The organism is Methylomonas sp. BG-2, from assembly GCF_057766305.1.
This window is the reverse complement of sequence record NZ_JBYMAP010000105.1, coordinates 1-14,885: the sequence shown is the minus strand read 5'-3', so window position 1 is coordinate 14,885 and position 14,885 is coordinate 1. Positions and strand designations below refer to the sequence as shown.

The window sequence follows — 14,885 nt, the reverse complement described above, 5'->3', positions numbered from 1 at the left end:
CAATCGTCCATTCGCCCAGTCCTCGGGCAACCGAGAATGGTGTTGCAAGACATCGCTGTTGCGTTCCATGGACCGCGAAGTCGTCGAACGGCATCGGCAGATTCGTTTGTGTGCAAGCCAAATCAAGCCGAATCCTTGTATCTTCGCCGCGATGAAACCTTACGCCACACCCGGCGTTTACAACTGACGGCCCCCCGCCGCGCTAGGGCGCTCAAGCGGATTGGGGGCGCTTGCGAACGACGATGGCTTGACGATTCCGCCCAGGGATTCGATAGCCGCCAGCGCCTATCAATTGCGGGGTGATGATGGCAATCCGACGCACCGGCGAAACGTTGTCCCGAAAAAGTCATAAAAGCCGCAACGTTATCCACTAAAATGGCGATTGTGTTTGGTGCAACTCGGGGATGTTCAGTGTCAGTTCAGCCATGGTCGATTGAGCGGGCGAAACAGCTATACGCGATTCAGCAATGGGGCGACGGTTATTTCTCGGTTAACGACCAAGGCCATGTGTGCGTGAAGCCACGGAGCGGAAGCGCTGTGGAAATCGACTTGTTCGAGATCGCGGACGCGCTGCGTAACAAAGGCTTGAATCTGCCGGTGTTGGTCCGTTTCACCGACATGTTGCCGGATCGAATTCACCGCCTGCAGCGGGCTTTCGACCAGGCCCGCGCCCATCACGATTATGCCGGCCGCTACACGCCGGTGTATCCGATCAAGGTCAATCAGCAAGGCAACGTCGTCGAAAGCATCGTGTCCGCCGAGCACATCGGCCTGGAAGCCGGCAGCAAGCCGGAATTGCTGGCGATTCTGGGTTTGGCCAAACCCAACGGCACCATCGTCTGCAACGGCTACAAGGATCGGTTTTATATCCGGATGGCGCTGATGGGTCAGTTAATGGGCTTGTCGGTGTTCATCGTCATCGAAAAACCCTCCGAACTCGAGCTGATTCTGGAAGAAGCCGCCAAATTGCAGGTTCAACCCCTAATCGGCCTGCGAGTTCGTTTATCGACGATCAGCGCCGGCAAATGGCAGAACAGCGGCGGCGAAAAATCCAAATTCGGTTTGCACGCCAACGAGGTCTTGCAATTGGTGGCTCGCTTGGAGCAGGTCGGCATGCTCGATGGCCTGCGCCTGATGCACTTTCACATGGGCTCGCAGATCGCCAACATTCACGACATCAAACTGGCGTTGAAGGAAGCCGGCCAGTTTTACCGGCAGTTGCGCGACCTGGGCGCCAACATCACCACCGTCGATGCCGGCGGCGGCTTGGGTGTGGATTACGACGGCAGCGGCTCGCGCCGGGAATGCTCGATCAACTACAGCATGCGCGAATACGCCGACAACATCGTCCGCGCCTTTGCCGAAACCGCCCGCGCCTATGGTCTGCCGCAACCCGACATCATCACCGAGTCCGGCCGCGCCATCACCGCCCATCACGCGGTGCTGATTACCAACGTCACCGAGGTCGAAACCTTGCAAGGCGCGGCGCACACGGTCGGGCAATTCGGCAACGTCAGCGAGGCCTACCACAACGCCCAGTTCGACATGGCCGAGGCCCGCGCCCGCTTCGTACAGGGCGACATTGGCTTGGCCGAACTGGCCGAGGCCGAAAAGCGCTATGTCGGTTTGTGCCAGCAAATCCAGGAACAACTGAATCTGGAAAATCACCATCACCGCGAAATTTTGCAGGAACTTGACGAGAAGCTGGCCGACAAGGTGTTTTGCAATTTCTCGTTGTTTCAATCGATGCCTGACATCTGGGGCATCGACCAGATTTTTCCGATCATGCCGATCCACCGTTTGAACGAGCAGCCTGCCCGGCGCGCGGTGTTGCAGGATTTGACCTGCGACTCGGACGGCCGCATCGATCAATACGTCGATTGCCAAAACATCGCCAACACACTGCCGCTGCATGCGATCGCCGACGGCGACGATTATTTGATCGGCTTTTTCATGGTCGGCGCTTATCAGGAAATCCTGGGCGACATGCACAATCTGTTCGGCGACACCCATTCCATCAACGTCGAACTGGACGGCGACGGCTACCGCTTCGGCGAATTCATGGAAGGCGAGGATGTCAGCGAATTGCTCGATTACGTGCATATCGACACCACCGCGCTGAAAGCCGCCTATCGGCGCAAACTGGACCAGGCCGCGTTGAGCGCCGAACAAAAACAAGCGTTCGAACAAGAATTGCTGGCTGGACTAAATGCCTATACTTATCTGGATAAATAACGGCGTGAGCCAAGGCAAACCAACGGGGTGGGGATGAAAGCAGGTTTTATCGGTTTAGGCGCCATGGGGCATGGCATGGCGGTTAATCTGGCTAAGGCCGGCCATTTGGCGGCGGTTTATAATCGTAGCGGCGACAAGGCCTTGGCGCTGGCGGCCGAACTGGGCGTTGACGCTTGCGAAAGCATCGAGCAATTGGCGACGCGGGCCCAAGTGCTGTTAATCTGCGTCTCGGCCGACAAAGACGTATTGGCGGTGGTTGACGCGATTTGCAAAACCGTGTCGGCCGGGAGCGTGGTGGTCGATATGTCCACGGTGTCCGGGGATACCGCGCGCCAAGCCGCGCAGCGATTGGCGGCTCGCCAAGCCGACTTCCTCGACGCGCCGGTGTCCGGCGGCGTCGAAGGCGCCCGCAACGCCAGCTTGGCGATGATGGTGGGCGGCGACGCCAAGGTGCTGGAGCGGGTTCGCCCGCTGTTGGCGGCGATGGCCAAGCGTATCGAACACCTGGGCGACGTCGGCGCCGGCCAAGCCTGCAAGGCCGTCAACCAAATCATGGTGGCGGGCATCAATCAGGCGGTCACCGAAGCGCTGGCGTTTGCGGAAGCGCAGGATTTGCCGATGGATCGCGTGATCGACGTCATCGCCGGCGGCGCGGCCGGCAACTGGTTTCTGGATCACCGGGGCAAAACGATGACCCAAGGCCTGTTCCCGCCGGGCTTCAAGCTGGCCCTGCATCACAAGGATTTGAAGATCGCCCAGCAGATGGCACAGCATGCCGGCATGGCCAGTCCGCTGACGGTCATGACCTTGGCGGACTACGCCAAGTTAATGGCTAAGGGTTATGGCGACGAAGATATTTCAGCGCTTTACAGATTAAAACAACAGCGAAATTCCAATTAGTTTACAAGGTGTAACAATGAAAATTACAGTGTTTGGCAGCGGTTATGTAGGTTTGGTAACAGGTGCTTGCTTGGCCGAAGTCGGTAACCAAGTGATGTGCATGGATGTCGATGCCAGCAAAATCGAACGCTTGAAACAAGGCATCATCCCGATTTACGAGCCGGGTTTGGAAGAAATGGTCAAGGACAACATGGCCGCCGGCCGTTTGAACTTTACCACCGACGTTAAGGAAGCCGTGGATTTCGGCTTGTTTCAATTCATCGCGGTCGGCACGCCGCCGGACGAAGACGGCTCCGCCGATTTGAAATATGTGCTGGCGGTGGCCAAAAGCGTTGCCGAACACATGAGCGATTACAAAATCGTCGTCGATAAGTCCACGGTGCCGGTCGGCACCGCCGACAAAGTCAAACAGGTCGTGGTCGATGTGCTGGCGCAACGCGGCGAAGCCTTGGAATTCGACGTGGTGTCCAATCCGGAATTCCTGAAGGAAGGTTCGGCGTTGGACGACTTCATGAAACCGGACCGCATCATCATCGGCACCGACAATCCGCGCACCGCCGAACTGCTGAAAGCCTTGTACGCGCCGTTCAACCGCAGCCGCGAGCGGGTCATCAACATGGACATTCGCTCGGCCGAACTAACCAAATACGCCGCCAACGCGATGCTGGCCACTAAAATCAGCTTCATGAATGAGCTGGCCAATCTGGCCGAGCGCTTGGGCGCCGACATCGAGCATGTTCGCCACGGCATCGGCTCGGACAGCCGGATTGGTTATAGCTTTATTTATCCGGGTTGCGGCTACGGCGGCTCCTGCTTCCCGAAAGACGTCAAGGCACTGGAAAGAACCGCCCGCGACTACGGCTATCACGCCGAGTTATTGAGCGCCGTCGAAAACGTCAACGACCGGCAAAAACACCGCTTGTTCGAAAAAATTTCCGCGCATTATCCCGACGGCGTCAAAGGCAAAACCTTCGCGTTGTGGGGCTTGGCTTTCAAACCTAATACCGACGACATGCGCGAAGCGCCCAGCCGAGTCCTGCTGGAAGCGTTGATCGCCGCCGGCGCCACGGTGCGGGCCTACGACCCGGAAGCGATGGAAGAAGCCCACCGCATCTACGGCGATAAAACCGGATTAGTCTACTGCCCCAAACAGACCGATACCTTAAACGACGCCGACGCGCTGATCATCGTCACCGAGTGGAAACAGTTCCGCAGCCCGGATTTCGACGATTTGAGCAAGCAACTGAAGGACAAAGTGATCTTCGACGGCCGGAATATGTACGAGCCGCGCTTGGTCAAACAATTCGGCTTGGGCTATTACGCGATCGGACGTTAAATTGCTCAGGGCGCCGGGGCAACGAGATTGTCCCGGCGCCACGCTAATTAAAGCCGCGCATTGATTCCGACAATATTTGTCGAGCCTATCGCGCGGCATTTGGATCGCGCCGTGAGCCGCTCAAGTCGCGATCGGCGGCAGTTCTAAAATGTCAGGTCGGTAAACTTCGCGCCAGACGTCAGCACTCTCAGCTTCGCCAAATACCGGGTTTCGACCTGCTCGCTGTCCAGCACCAAATACTCGCACTTGTCGGCGGTGGTAACGGTATCGACCGCCTTGCCTTCCAGCACCCGGCCATCTCTCAGCGTCAATTTCAGCCGATAGCCGTAAAGGCAGGCGATTTCCAGATAGTCGTGCAAGTCGCAGGCGATGGGCTTGGTCATGGCGTCGCACGGGTCTTATACGATACCCACGATATACGGAGGGTCGGCCCGGCAGGATTAACCGGTCAATTTCAAATATTTGCGGTAAAGACTGTCCTGATCCTCGACCACGGCCGGATCCTTGGAAATGCAATCCACCGGACAGACTTCCATGCATTGCGGTTTGTCGTGGTGGCCGACGCACTCGGTACACAGACTGGGGTTGATGACGTAAATTTCCTCTCCCTGCGAAATGGCGCCGTTCGGGCATTCCGGTTCGCAGACGTCGCAGTTGATGCATTCATCGCTAATAAGCAGTGCCATGGTTACTCCGATTTGAATTTTGCGATTAAACGTTGCTTGACCGGCTCGGGCACGAAACTGGACACGTCGCCGTGCAGTTGGGCGATCTCGCGGATCATGCTCGACGAGATGAACTCGTATTGCTCGGCCGGGGTCAGGAACACGGTTTCGATATCCGGATTCAGCCGGCGGTTCATGCCCGCCAATTGAAATTCGTATTCGAAGTCCGATACCGCCCGCAAGCCGCGAATGATGACGCTGGCGTGGTGCTTACGGGCGCAATCGACCAACAGGGTATCGAAGCCAATCACGGTGACGTTCGGGAATTCGCTGGCGACCTCGCGAATCAAGGCCACCCGCTCGTCCAGCGAGAACAGCGGGTTCTTACCCTTGCTGACCGCCACCGCGACGATCACTTGCCGATACAGCCGGGACGCTCTGGCGATCAGATCCAGATGGCCGTTGGTGACCGGATCGAAGGTGCCCGGGTAAATCGCGGTAATGTTCATGGATTTGGGCTTGCCTTTGGAAAAAGGCGCGCATTTTACCGCATTCGGACGGCCAGGGTATTACCGCCGTTGCAACAGACTGTAGGCGACTTCGCCGGCGGTCTTGGCTTTCAACAGCCGCCAACCGTCCGGCCAGATCGGCAGCGGACGATTGCTTTCGGTTTCGACGTAAATTTTGGCGTAATCGCTCAACCAGCCGGCCGCTTCCAGCCGTTCGCACGTCGGGCCGGCCAGGTCGCCGCCGAATGGCGGATCGAGAAACACCAGATCGAAAGTCTGGCCGGGGCTTTGCAAAAAAGCCGGCACGTCGCGCTCGACCAGATTGATCTGGCTGGCGGCGAGTTTGTCGGCGTTTTCCCGTAGCCTCCGACAAGCGCTCGGATGGTTTTCAACCTGCCAGACCTCCCTGGCGCCGCGCGACGCGGCTTCAAAACCCAGCGCGCCACTGCCGGCATACAAATCCAGGCAGCGGCTGCCGGCGACATCATGCTGCAACCAATTGAACAAGGTTTCGCGGACCCTAGACGGCGTCGGCCGCAGGCCCGGCGCGTCGTCGAACACGATTTGCCGGCTGCGCCACTGGCCGCCGATGATACGCAACTGGTTCGCCACGCTTATTCGCCGGCCTCGGCTGGGTTGGCTTGCTTGGCGGCCGACGGCTTGGCATCGGCGCCGCCGACCGTGACGGTTTGCAGCAATTCGGGTTTCACCCTGCGTTGAAAGGCATCCCTGATCTGCTCGATACCGACCGCTTCCACCTTGCCTTGAAAGGTATCCAGATAGTCCAACGGCTGCTGGTAAAAGCCTATCATCGCCACGTAGTCGCTTAGCTTGGCGTTGGTATCCAGGCGGAGCGCGAAGCCGCCGGTGATATTTTGCTTGGCGGCGGTCAATTCGGCCTCGGTCGGGCCTTTCGCCAAAAACTCGGCGAAGGTTTGCCGTAACACCTGCAGGGCCTGTCCGGCTTGATCGTTACGGGTTTGTAAACTCATCATGAACGGACCCTGCCGATACATCGGCGCGAACACGCTGTAGGCGCTGTAGGCGAGACCGCGTTTTTCGCGGACTTCCTCGAACAAGCGCGACACCATGCTGCCGCCGCCCAGGATGTGGTTGCCGACGTACAGCGCGAAATAATCCGGGTCCTTGCGATACGAGCCGGGCAGACCGACCAGCACGTGAGTTTGGGTCGACGGAAACTCGATATGCTGCTCGCTGGCTTGGCTGGGCATCGTCACCGGCGGAATTTCGGCGGGCTTCTCGCCTTTCGGCAGTTTTGCCAGCACCGCATTCGCGGTTTGCTCGGCTTGTTGCCGATTCAAATCGCCGACGATCACGACGATCGCGTTGGCGGCCACGTAATAGCGCTGGTAAAAGGCTTTCAAGTCGGCCGCCGTCAACGGCGCGACCGTTTCGATCAAGCCGGCTTCCGGATGAGCGTAGGGATGATCGCCAAACAAAGCTTTATTGAACGCGATGCCGGCGGTTTCGCCGGGCGATTCCTCGCGATGCTTCAATCCGGCCAGGGTGCGGGCTTTTTCGCGCTGAAAATCGGCTTCGTTGAACGCCGGTTGGCCGAGTACGGTTTCGAAAGTCGCCAGGGCTTTGTCGAACAAGGCCGGATCGGTCAGCGTGCGGACCGATACCCAGGCCATGTCTTCGCTGACTCCTTCGCCGAATTGCGCGCCGACCGATTCGAAGCGCTGGGCGATGTCGTCGGCGCTCAAATTACCCGCGCCGCTGCCAAGCAAGGCCGAGGTTAGCGAGGCAATGCCGAATTGCGCGCCGTCGCGGGCGCTGCCGGCGTCGAATACCACGCGGACATCGGCCATCGGCAGGCCGCCGGTGTGCACGAAGTAAACCCGACTGCCCTGCGCGGTTTGCCAATGTTCGATTTTGGCCGCCGACCAGACCGACTGGCTGAGCAGCAACAGAATCAGGCCGATGAAATTAAAACGCATGACGGGCTCCTGGCAGTTTTTTGGGTTTGGCGGCTTCGGTGATCGGTTGCGGATCGAGATAGGCGACGGTCAGGGTATCCTCGATCAGATATTTGCGCGCCACTTCCCGCACCTGTTCGGCGGTCACCTGATTGACCTTGGCGACGTACTCGTCGGCTTTTTGCCAGCCGATGCCGGCGGTTTCCAAAGTGCCCAACTGCATGGCCTGATAGAAATTGGAATCCTTCTGATAAACCGAGCTGGCCAGCACTTGCGCCTTGATGCGTTGCAATTCGTCCTTGCCGACCAGTTCGTTCTTCAATTGGTAGACCTCGTCGAGCAAGGCATATTCCAGGTCGTGCACCGTCTTACCCTCGGCCGGCGTGCCTTCCAGCAGGAACAGGTCCGGCAAGCGCGAGGTCAGGTCGTAACCGACTCCGGCCGATACCGCGACTTGCTTGCCCCTGATCAAACGGGCCGGCAGGCGGGCGCTGTCGCCGCCGTCGAGGATGCCGGACAGCACTTCCAGTGCGTAGGCTTCCCATTCGGGTTTGGCGGTGTTCAAAACCGGCACCTTGTAGCCCATCATCACGTAAGGCAGTTTGGCCGGCGCCTTGACCGTGATCCGGCGCACGCCGCGCTGTTCGGATTCGGCTTGCGGCTTGACCGGCTTGATCGCGCTGGGCTTGAGCGGCGCGAAGTATTGCTCGGCCAGCTGCTCGACTTGCTTGGCGTCGACGTCGCCGACCACCACCAAGGTCGCGTTGTTCGGCGCGTACCATTGCTGATACCAGGCTTGCAGATCGTCGATCTGGTAATTGGCGATGTCGGAGGGCCAGCCGATCACTGGATTTTGATAAGGACTGTTGGTAAACGCGGTCGCCATGAATTGCTCGTGGACCTTGGCGCGCGGCTGGTCGTCGGTGCGCATTCGGCGTTCCTCGGTAACCACTTCCAGTTCTTTTTTCAATTCGTCGGCTTTCAGATTCAGGTTGCGCATCCTGTCGCTTTCCAATTTAAAACTGATTTCCAGCCGGGACTTTTCCAGCGTCTGAAAATACGCGGTGTAATCCTGGCCGGTAAAGGCATTCTCGCTACCGCCGTTTTCGGCGATGATTCGGGAGAATTCGCCGGCCGGATATTGCTCGGTACCCTTGAACATCATGTGTTCCAGCATGTGCGAAATGCCGGTAATACCGCCGGGTTCGTAACTGGCGCCGACCTTGTACCACACCTGCGAAACCACCACCGGCGAGCGGTGGTCTTCCTTTACCAGTAGTTTCAAGCCGTTGCCGAATACGTGTTCGTGGACCTTGCCGTCGTCGGCTTGCGCCAACGCGACAGGGCAAAGCAGCGCCAACGCTGCGAACCTGTGTTTCATAGTTCCCTCATTGCTTGGATGGTGAGCGCCTGTGATTGTTTTAATAATCAGAGGTTCACTGTTATTCTATATGTTTGCCGAAACCGAAATCCATCCGCAACCGAATGACGGACAAACCCGCGTTATCCTGGAAGAACTATTTGGAACTCTGCAAGCCCAGGGTCGTGGCGCTAATCGTGTTTACCGCGATCGTCGGCATGTTGCTGGCCGTGCCCGGCATGCCGCCGCTGGCTTTGTTTGTTTATGCCACCCTCGGTATCGGCCTGGCGGCTTCGTCGGCGGCGGCGATCAACCACTTCATCGATCAAAAGGCCGACGCCGAAATGGCCCGTACCCGCAACCGGCCGCTGCCGACCGGCGAGCTGAATTCCCGTCAGGTTCTGCTGTTCGCGGCGGCGATCGGCTTGTTCGCGATGGGCTTGTTGGCGGGGCTGGTCAACGTGCTGACGGCGGTGCTGACTTTTTTGTCGTTGATTGGCTACGCCTTCATTTATACGGTTTATCTGAAAAAGGCCACCCCGCAAAACATCGTGATCGGCGGCGCGGCCGGCGCGGCTCCGCCGGTATTGGGCTGGACCGCGATGACCGGCACGATCCACCCGCATGCTTTGTTATTATTTCTGATTATTTTCGTCTGGACGCCACCGCACTTCTGGGCCTTGGCGATCGCCAAACGCGACGAATACGCCAAGGTGGCGATTCCAATGCTGCCGGTCACCCACGGCGTGGAATTCACTCGCCTGCAAATCCTGCTGTACACGATATTGCTGCTAATCACCACGCTGCTGCCCTATCTGACCGGGATGACCGGCCTGATTTATCTACTGTCGGCGGTGTTGCTGGGCCTGGGCTTTCTGTATTACGCGGTGCAGATGATGCGCAAGAAGGACAATAAGACCGCCATGCGCACCTTCGGTTATTCCATCGTTTACCTGATGCTGATCTTTGCCGCCTTGCTAATCGACCACTACTTCCCGCTGTCGCTGTCATGACGCTGACCACCGAAGAACATCCGTTCGCCGAATTCATCAAAATTCTCGGCAAGGGCAAGAAGGGCGCCCGGCCGCTCACTCAGGACGAAGCCTACCGGGCGATGAAAATGATTCTGGCCGACGGCCAGGTCGAACCGATTCAGCTCGGCGCGTTTTTGATGCTGATGCGGGTTAAGGAAGAAACCTGCGAGGAACTGGCCGGTTTCGTCGCTGCCGCGAGGGAGAGCTTTCACCGCGATCACGGCATCCAGGTAGACCTGGACTGGTCGTCCTATGCCGGCAAGCGCCGGCATTTGCCGTGGTTTTTGCTATCGACCTTGCTGTTGGCCGATAACGGCGTCAAGGTGTTCATGCACGGCGCCGGCGGCCACACCCAGGGCCGTTTGTATACCGAAAACGTATTAACCGCGCTAGGCTTACCGCCTGCCGCGTCGATAGACGAGGCTGGCGCTCAACTGCAACGGGGTAATTTCAGCTATTTGTCGTTGGCACACATCTGCCCGAAGCTGTTCGACATGATCAATTTACGGCCGGTGATGGGCTTGCGTTCGCCAGTGCACACGTTGGTCAGATTGCTGAATCCGTTCGATGCCAGCCACAGCATCCAGGGCATTTTTCATCCCAGTTACCGGCAGGTCCATCAAAAAGCGGCGTTGCTGTTGAACCAAGCGCACATGGCGGTATTTAAAGGCGAAGGCGGCGAAACCGAGCGCAATCCCGATGTCGAGTGCCTGGTGCAAAGCGTGCACGATGGCGAATTGAGCGACGAAGTCTGGCCGGCACTGTTTGAACGCCGCCATATGAAGGCCGAGGCGCTGGACCCACAAGTATTGGCGCAAGTCTGGCGCGGCGAGATTGACGACGAATTCGCGGTGGCGTCGATCACCGGCACCGCGGCGGTGGCGCTTAAGCTATTGGGGCGAGCCGACAGTCAAGCCGAGGCCGAAGAGCTTGCCAAGGACTATTGGCGCCAGCGCGATCTAGCCCGCGGCTTGTAAACCGGCGACGGAAAAGTTCGGGATTCCCGTGAAATCGCCCCGCGCCAGATGTTGATATTGTAGGCCGATCAGCGTCGAAAACTCGTCGTACTCCACCCAGATGACCTTGGCTTGCCCCCGCAAATCCAGATGTTTGAAATCGAAGTCGGCGATGCTGCCCTCTCGGACTTTCACCACGTCGAGCATTCTGATCATCAAGCCGTCGACTGAAACGTTTTCAGTGCTGAACGCATAATCGACGCCGTCCAGTACGATATGCCCCGGCGCGGTCATCGACTTACGGTAGGCGCGGCGGGAATACAGCAGATTGTCGGCATCGTAGGACAAATGGCGAAACTCGATCGCAATTTGAAAACCGTGGTCGCTTGCTTCGGCTCTGACCACTTCCGCCTCGCCGACCACCCGCATTTCCGGCAAGTAAATATCGACGATCGGCGAAACTTGCAAAGCGTTGAAAATGTCCTTAATGCCGTTTACCGGCGGCGAATCCACCAATTCGGCCAACAATCCAGTCAATGACAGATTGACGATTTTGATCGGATGTTCCTGATACCCGAGATAGAGCAAGCCCTGGCTGGTCAGGTTTTTTCGATAGGCGCGGTTTTCAACGATGGGCATGGCCTGTCCTTCTTTCTTAAAAACGGAGCTTCCGGGCGGAAGCCCAGAGTGGCTTAGGGTTGCTAAGGCATGAAAAATAAACTAATCGGTTTCGTTAGTCTAACGCTTTTCTCGGCCTGCGCCAGTCTGCCGCCGAAAAACACCGAAAACCTGTGTGAAATATTTCGGGAAAAGGACGACTGGTACCGCGCCACGCTCGATTCCGCAAGGCGTTGGGGAGTGCCCATCGCGGTGCAGATGGCCATCATCCACCAGGAAAGCCGTTTTGTCGCCGACGCCGAACCGCCCAGGCCGACGATTTTAGGATTTATTCCCTGGTTCCGCTCCAGCAGCGCCTACGGCTATCCGCAAGCCAAGGACGAAACCTGGGCCGATTATCGGCAAAAAACCGGGAAAAGCTGGGCCGACCGCGAAGACTTCACCGACAGTTGCGATTTCGTAGCCTGGTATTGCGCAACGACTCGCGACATGCTGGGCATTTCCGCGTCCGACACCAACCATCTTTACCTGGCTTACCACGAAGGCCTGGGCGGATACCGGCGGAGCAGCCATTTGCAGAAACCTTGGCTGTTGAATACCGCGCAAAAAGTCCATCGGCGCGCGTTAAATTACGACGCGCAATTAACCGGCTGCCGACAAGAGCTGAACGCCGAAAACTGATAAACTAAACCATTCACCAAATCGCAGGGAGTTATCGTGAAAACCGTAAAACAGCGCATCGTCGCTACTTTAATCGCATTTATTATAGGATTCGTCATGTTCTCGATGGCCAACGCCACTACCCCAGCCGAAAATCTCGCCGCCGGCGAAGCCTTTTTGGCCGAAAACGCCAAAAAGCCCGGCATCGTTACCACCGCCAGCGGCTTGCAATATCAAGTCGTTACCGAAGGTAGCGGCGCCCAGCCCGGCCCAACCGACAACGTCACCGTCCATTATCAAGGCACGACCATCGACGGCAAGGAATTCGACAGTTCCTACAAACGCGGCGCGCCGGCTTCGTTTCCGTTGAACCGGGTTATTCCGGGCTGGACCGAAGGTCTGCAATTGATGAAGGAAGGTGCAAAGTACCGTTTGTTCATCCCGGCTAAATTGGCGTACGGCGAGCGCGGCGCCGGTCGCGACATTGGCCCCAATTCGGCGCTGATTTTCGATGTCGAACTGATCAAGGCCCGCTAATCCGCTGGCCCTGGGCGGCGCGATAACCGCACCGCCCCTATCCTTCCCGCTCCGCATCCAATTTGGTAAGAGCCGTCAACGTTTCCCGCGCCGCCCCCTGGTACCGCCGATAATCGGCTTCCCGCAACAGCCCGCGACTCAAACCCTCGTCCAATTGGACCGCCGCCTGGTATAGCCCCGTGGCGCCCAGATAGCCGGCGGAGCCTTTCAAGGCATGCAACAAACGATGCGCTTCCGCCAAATCGCCCCTCTCCACGGCCAGCTCTACCCCATCGAAATCGCTTTCGGCATGTGTCTTAAAGGCGCGCAACATGTCCAACACGCCGGATTCGTCACCGCCCAGCAGAGTCAAAACCGGGCCAAAATCGAAACCGGCGACACTCAATTCCACCAACTCCGGCGCTTGCGGCGACGGGGCCGCCGCTATCTCCGCTTCGACTGCTTGGGCACGACCCAATACCTCGCAAAGCCGTTCGATCAATTCGAGCGGCTTGACCGGTTTGGCAATGAAGGCGTTCATGCCGGCGGCGGCGCATCGCTCCTGTTCCGCTCGAGTCACGCCGGCGGTCAGCGCAATGATCGGCACGTCCGCTTGGTTAGATTCGCCACGAATGCGAGCGGTCGCTTCCAAGCCGCTGACCAACGGCATGTGGATGTCCATCAGTACCGCGTCGTAGCGGTGTTGACGCACCAAATCGACCGCCTGCTGGCCGTTGCCGGCCAGATCCACCGCGATTCCAGCCAGTTGCAGGAATTCGGATACCACGCGTTGATTGACCGGATTGTCTTCCGCCACCAAGATGCGCGCGCCGCGCAACGCCGCGCCGCGCGCCCGCATTTCGCCAGCTAGACCGCCTCGATGCCGGTCGCCGGTTTCCGCAAGGGCCGGGGGCGACATGGTTTCGGCGACAGGCAGATTCAGTTCGAACCCGAACACGGTACCGCAACCCGGCCGGCTACGAACGTCGAAGTCGCTGCCCATCAACTTTAACAATTGCCGGCTGATCGCCAGACCGAGGCCGGTGCCGCCGAAATCGCGGGTGATCGAGTTGTCGATTTGTGAAAACGGCGTAAACAATTTGTCCAGGTCCTGTTCGGCGATGCCGATTCCATGGTCCTCCACTTCAAAGCGAAGCAACTCCGCCGCCGCGCCGGCACGCCGCAAGCGCAGCGCGATGTCGCCGTGATGGCTGAATTTGATGGCGTTGCCGAGTAAATTCGCCAGAACTTGCTGCACGCGCAATACATCGCCGACCACCATTACCGGCAGGTCGGTCGCCATATCCACCCGGAAGCCCAATTGCTTGTCGGCCGCGCTGCCGGCAAACAGCGTTCTCAAGGTTTCAACCAAGGCCGGCAAGCTGAACGGTGCCGGTTGTATCGCCAATTTGCCGGCTTCGATCTTGGAAAAATCCAAAATGTCGTTGAGTATGCCGAGCAGACTGTCGGCGGAAGCATGGATTTTTTCCAGATAATCGCGAATCTCGTCGCTGACCGGCTTGTTCAAGGCCAGTAGCGACATCCCGAGAATCGCGTTCATCGGCGTACGGATTTCGTGCGACATATTGGCCAAAAACGCCGATTTGGACTGCGCCATCGCTTCAGCCGATTCCTTGGCGGCAATCAACGCGCGCTCCACCCGCTTGCGCTCGCTAAGATCGCGGACCACGGCCTGTAACGCGGTCTGACCGTCCAGCGAGATCGCGGACAACGCAACCAGCGCCGGAAACGTCGTACCATCCGCGCGTTGGTGTTCCCATTCGAATTCTTGAAAACCGTGGGTCAAGGCTTGCGCCATGATTTGATTGGCGGCCGGATAGGAATGGCGACCGTCCGGCTGGAATGGCGGCGACACCTGGGCCGGATGCAGGCCGCAAAAGTTTGCGGCGCTCTCGTAGCCGAACAAGGCCAGCGCGGCCGGGTTGCAATCCACGAATCCCGCAGGCGTCACGACCATCACCGCCTCGTGCGAAACATTAAACAATTCGCGGTATTTCAATTCGCTCTGCCTCAGCACTTCCGCGCCGGCGCGCGCCTCGGTAATGTCCTCGACGATGGTCCAAAGCGAGGGCGTATCGTTCCGGCCCGCCATCCGCATTCCGTTCAAACGCAATAACCGTTCACGACCGTCCGGC

General features: G+C 58.3%; 16 protein-coding genes. 8 read left to right on the top strand and 8 right to left on the bottom strand.

The window, feature by feature from the left end:
- The 4 genes from AC3B8H_RS11730 to AC3B8H_RS11715 form a co-directional block, all read left to right on the top strand.
- A partial coding sequence (locus AC3B8H_RS11730; RefSeq protein WP_488441759.1) for a hypothetical protein occupies nt 1–187 on the top strand: 187 nt, incomplete at its 5' end.
- Nucleotides 188–411: 224 nt separating this feature from the next.
- Nucleotides 412–2,235, top strand: coding sequence for a biosynthetic arginine decarboxylase (gene speA / locus AC3B8H_RS11725; RefSeq protein WP_488441758.1), 1,824 nt, complete (start codon nt 412–414; stop codon nt 2,233–2,235).
- A 33-nt stretch (nt 2,236–2,268) separates the two neighbouring features.
- A complete protein-coding gene (locus AC3B8H_RS11720) occupies nt 2,269–3,135 on the top strand; it encodes an NAD(P)-dependent oxidoreductase (RefSeq protein WP_488441757.1) in 867 nt (288 codons plus the stop codon).
- Between the two features lie 16 nt (nt 3,136–3,151).
- On the top strand, nt 3,152–4,471 hold the full coding sequence (locus AC3B8H_RS11715; protein WP_488441756.1) for a UDP-glucose dehydrogenase family protein: 1,320 nt from the start codon (nt 3,152–3,154) through the stop codon (nt 4,469–4,471).
- A 143-nt stretch (nt 4,472–4,614) separates the two neighbouring features.
- Here AC3B8H_RS11715 and AC3B8H_RS11710 read toward each other — a convergent pair whose 3' ends face one another.
- From AC3B8H_RS11710 to AC3B8H_RS11685, 6 genes are read right to left on the bottom strand one after another with little or no spacing between them, the layout of a single operon-like run.
- Nucleotides 4,615–4,854 carry a Rho-binding antiterminator gene (locus tag AC3B8H_RS11710; RefSeq protein WP_488441755.1) on the bottom strand — a complete coding sequence of 80 codons (240 nt, stop codon included), beginning with the start codon at nt 4,852–4,854 and terminating at the stop codon, nt 4,615–4,617.
- A gap of 57 nt (nt 4,855–4,911) precedes the next feature.
- Entirely contained in the window at nt 4,912–5,157 is a 246-nt protein-coding gene (locus AC3B8H_RS11705; RefSeq protein ID WP_488441754.1) for a YfhL family 4Fe-4S dicluster ferredoxin, read from the bottom strand.
- A 2-nt stretch (nt 5,158–5,159) separates the two neighbouring features.
- A complete protein-coding gene (gene coaD, locus AC3B8H_RS11700; RefSeq protein ID WP_488441753.1) occupies nt 5,160–5,645 on the bottom strand; it encodes a pantetheine-phosphate adenylyltransferase in 486 nt (161 codons plus the stop codon).
- A gap of 60 nt (nt 5,646–5,705) precedes the next feature.
- A complete protein-coding gene (gene rsmD / locus AC3B8H_RS11695) occupies nt 5,706–6,257 on the bottom strand; it encodes a 16S rRNA (guanine(966)-N(2))-methyltransferase RsmD (protein ID WP_488441752.1) in 552 nt (183 codons plus the stop codon).
- Between the two features lie 2 nt (nt 6,258–6,259).
- Nucleotides 6,260–7,606 (bottom strand): M16 family metallopeptidase, encoded by a 1,347-nt coding sequence (locus tag AC3B8H_RS11690; RefSeq protein WP_488441751.1) that lies wholly within the window; start codon nt 7,604–7,606, stop codon nt 6,260–6,262.
- A complete protein-coding gene (locus AC3B8H_RS11685) occupies nt 7,596–8,966 on the bottom strand; it encodes a M16 family metallopeptidase (protein WP_488441750.1) in 1,371 nt (456 codons plus the stop codon). The genes AC3B8H_RS11690 and AC3B8H_RS11685 overlap by 11 nt, the downstream gene beginning before the upstream one ends.
- Before the next feature lie 92 nt (nt 8,967–9,058).
- On the opposite strand from AC3B8H_RS11685, the gene cyoE reads away from it, so the two are divergent.
- Together cyoE and AC3B8H_RS11675 are read left to right on the top strand one after the other, a co-directional pair.
- On the top strand, nt 9,059–9,958 hold the full coding sequence (gene cyoE / locus AC3B8H_RS11680; RefSeq protein WP_488441760.1) for a heme o synthase: 900 nt from the start codon (nt 9,059–9,061) through the stop codon (nt 9,956–9,958).
- The gene (locus AC3B8H_RS11675) at nt 9,955–10,956 is read left to right on the top strand and encodes a glycosyl transferase family protein (protein ID WP_488441749.1); all 1,002 of its coding nucleotides are present in this window, start codon (nt 9,955–9,957) and stop codon (nt 10,954–10,956) included. The genes cyoE and AC3B8H_RS11675 overlap by 4 nt, the downstream gene beginning before the upstream one ends.
- Here the strand turns inward: AC3B8H_RS11675 and AC3B8H_RS11670 are convergent.
- Nucleotides 10,939–11,574 carry a PilZ domain-containing protein gene (locus AC3B8H_RS11670; RefSeq protein WP_488441748.1) on the bottom strand — a complete coding sequence of 212 codons (636 nt, stop codon included), beginning with the start codon at nt 11,572–11,574 and terminating at the stop codon, nt 10,939–10,941. The genes AC3B8H_RS11675 and AC3B8H_RS11670 overlap by 18 nt on opposite strands.
- 69 nt (nt 11,575–11,643) lie before the next feature.
- On the opposite strand from AC3B8H_RS11670, the gene AC3B8H_RS11665 reads away from it, so the two are divergent.
- On the top strand, nt 11,644–12,234 hold the full coding sequence (locus AC3B8H_RS11665; RefSeq protein ID WP_488441747.1) for a transglycosylase SLT domain-containing protein: 591 nt from the start codon (nt 11,644–11,646) through the stop codon (nt 12,232–12,234).
- Between the two features lie 96 nt (nt 12,235–12,330).
- Nucleotides 12,331–12,750 (top strand): BamJ family beta-barrel-assembly machinery protein, encoded by a 420-nt coding sequence (bamJ, locus tag AC3B8H_RS11660; protein WP_302848351.1) that lies wholly within the window; start codon nt 12,331–12,333, stop codon nt 12,748–12,750.
- A 37-nt stretch (nt 12,751–12,787) separates the two neighbouring features.
- On the opposite strand, the gene AC3B8H_RS11655 is transcribed toward bamJ, so the two are convergent.
- The coding region (locus AC3B8H_RS11655) for a PAS domain-containing hybrid sensor histidine kinase/response regulator (protein WP_488441746.1) at nt 12,788–14,885 on the bottom strand (2,098 nt) is incomplete at its 5' end.

Coding starts and splice junctions, on each gene's coding strand:
- AC3B8H_RS11720 (WP_488441757.1), top strand. CDS start 2,269: ATGAAAGCAGGTTTTATCGGTTTAGGCGCCATGGGGCATGGCATGGCG.
- AC3B8H_RS11715 (WP_488441756.1), top strand. CDS start 3,152: ATGAAAATTACAGTGTTTGGCAGCGGTTATGTAGGTTTGGTAACAGGT.
- AC3B8H_RS11710 (WP_488441755.1), bottom strand. CDS start 4,854: ATGACCAAGCCCATCGCCTGCGACTTGCACGACTATCTGGAAATCGCC.
- AC3B8H_RS11705 (WP_488441754.1), bottom strand. CDS start 5,157: ATGGCACTGCTTATTAGCGATGAATGCATCAACTGCGACGTCTGCGAA.
- coaD (WP_488441753.1), bottom strand. CDS start 5,645: ATGAACATTACCGCGATTTACCCGGGCACCTTCGATCCGGTCACCAAC.
- AC3B8H_RS11690 (WP_488441751.1), bottom strand. CDS start 7,606: ATGCGTTTTAATTTCATCGGCCTGATTCTGTTGCTGCTCAGCCAGTCG.
- AC3B8H_RS11685 (WP_488441750.1), bottom strand. CDS start 8,966: ATGAAACACAGGTTCGCAGCGTTGGCGCTGCTTTGCCCTGTCGCGTTG.
- AC3B8H_RS11675 (WP_488441749.1), top strand. CDS start 9,955: ATGACGCTGACCACCGAAGAACATCCGTTCGCCGAATTCATCAAAATT.
- AC3B8H_RS11670 (WP_488441748.1), bottom strand. CDS start 11,574: ATGCCCATCGTTGAAAACCGCGCCTATCGAAAAAACCTGACCAGCCAG.
- AC3B8H_RS11665 (WP_488441747.1), top strand. CDS start 11,644: ATGAAAAATAAACTAATCGGTTTCGTTAGTCTAACGCTTTTCTCGGCC.
- bamJ (WP_302848351.1), top strand. CDS start 12,331: ATGTTCTCGATGGCCAACGCCACTACCCCAGCCGAAAATCTCGCCGCC.